At 72.5% G+C, this 1,554-nt stretch carries 1 protein-coding gene; it reads right to left on the bottom strand.

Annotation, left to right across the window (positions count from 1 at the left end):
• Positions 1-573: 573 nt before the first annotated feature.
• Positions 574-1,554, bottom strand: a 981-nt coding sequence (locus IE98_RS0141450; RefSeq protein WP_030277896.1) for a lipopolysaccharide biosynthesis protein, incomplete at its 5' end; no start/stop codon positions are given.

Genomic DNA, 1,554 nt, shown 5'->3' with positions numbered 1-1,554 from the left:
GCCTCACGCTGACCATGTGCATGGTCGTGCTGACATTGTCCGGACTCTTGCTAACGCAGCGGAACTGACCTCTGCCACCCGTTCCCGGGCAAACCCGGCCCGTCGATGGCACTACTGGCGGACGAATGGGGCCGCCGGGCCGATCACCGCATGCATCGGCAACGCGATCATGCCTGGATGCCCGGTCACAGGCTGGGTGGCCGGCGCGGGCACTGGAGCGCGCCGGGCCGAGCTGCGCGGCCTGGTGCGGTGTGGCAACGCCGGGACCGCCGGTCGTCTCGGCAAGCTGGTCCCATGCCGGCCGCCTTCTCCCTTCCTGCCCGCCGCCCGCGCCTGCCGCGTTCGTGGCGCCGGGCCACCCGCACGCTGCAGCGCCGCCTGCGCGCCTCGTTCCCGCCCGTTGCAGGCTCCGCCACCTCCAGCGTCCCCGGCACGTGTTGCTGCCCGGCTGTGCCAGCCCGGAAGGTGCTGGGCAACGGAACCGTCCTCGAGTTCACCGTCCATGCCACCCACTGCGCCATGTGGCGCCTCACTCCACCCACCCGGAGAAGCGCGGAGTCGACGGAACAAGGTTCAGGGTTGGTGCGGGTGGGTGGTCAGCCAGCGCCGGGCCGTGGCAGCCAGAGCGAGTGCGAGGACACTGGCGGTGGCCAGCCACGCGATGCCGACGCCGGTGAGGCCGTAGCGGGGCATCAGCACCACGGTGAGGCCCAGCAGCAAGCCGGCGAAGACGAGCTGCAGGCCCGTCAGGAAGACCAGGGCCTGGCGGACCCGGGCGACGTGGACGGCGACGCCGAACAGCACGTTCGGCACCGCTGACAGCGCCATCAACCGCAGCACCGTGGTGCCGTGGGCGGCATAGTCGCTGCCGAACAGGCCGAGGATCCACGGCGCCGCCACCACCGCGACCACGGTCGCGGGTGTGATCAGCAGGGCGGTGTGGCGGAGCATGCGGCGCGCGTGCTCCGCCAGACGATGGGGTTCGGCGGCGCCCTCCACCGTGAGGGACTGCCCCATCGCGTAGGCGGCCTGGTAGAGGGTGTCGGTGACCAGGTACGCCAGGGAGTAGTAGGCGGTCTCCTCCGCGCCCAGGCGGCCCAGGACCAGCAGCGGCAGGGACTTGGACACAGCGGTCTGGCCGAGCTGGCCGACGTAGTCGGCGGCGGCGTAGCGGGCCATCCGCTCCGGCCGCGCGGTGCCGGTGGTACTGGCCCCGGCACTGGTGTCGATGCTGGTGCCGGTGTCGGTGCTGCTGGGGCTGTCGGGGCTGTCGCGCGTGTGGCGGCGGGTAGTGGGCAGGGCGCGGGCGAACAGCACGACGTTCGCGACCGTCACGGCGAGGACCAGGCCGGCGGCCCAGGACAGCAGGATCCCGGCGCTGACAGCCAGGGCCGCGCACAGGGCCAGGGCGAGTGCCTTCGCGACGGCGAAGACGAGGTTCTCCCCCAGCACCCAGCCCGGGCGGCGCAGCCCGGTGAGGGCTCCGTCCTGCAGGACGAAGACGGTGTAGGCGGAGGTGGCGGCGATGAACAGGATCGCCGACCAGGGTGCGCG

Origin of the sequence: Streptomyces sp. NRRL B-24484 (assembly GCF_000717715.1) — a bacterium.
Classification (GTDB): Bacteria; Actinomycetota; Actinomycetes; order Streptomycetales; family Streptomycetaceae; genus Kitasatospora.
The sequence above is the reverse complement of the archived record's forward strand: the minus strand, read 5'-3'. Positions and strand labels throughout refer to the sequence as shown.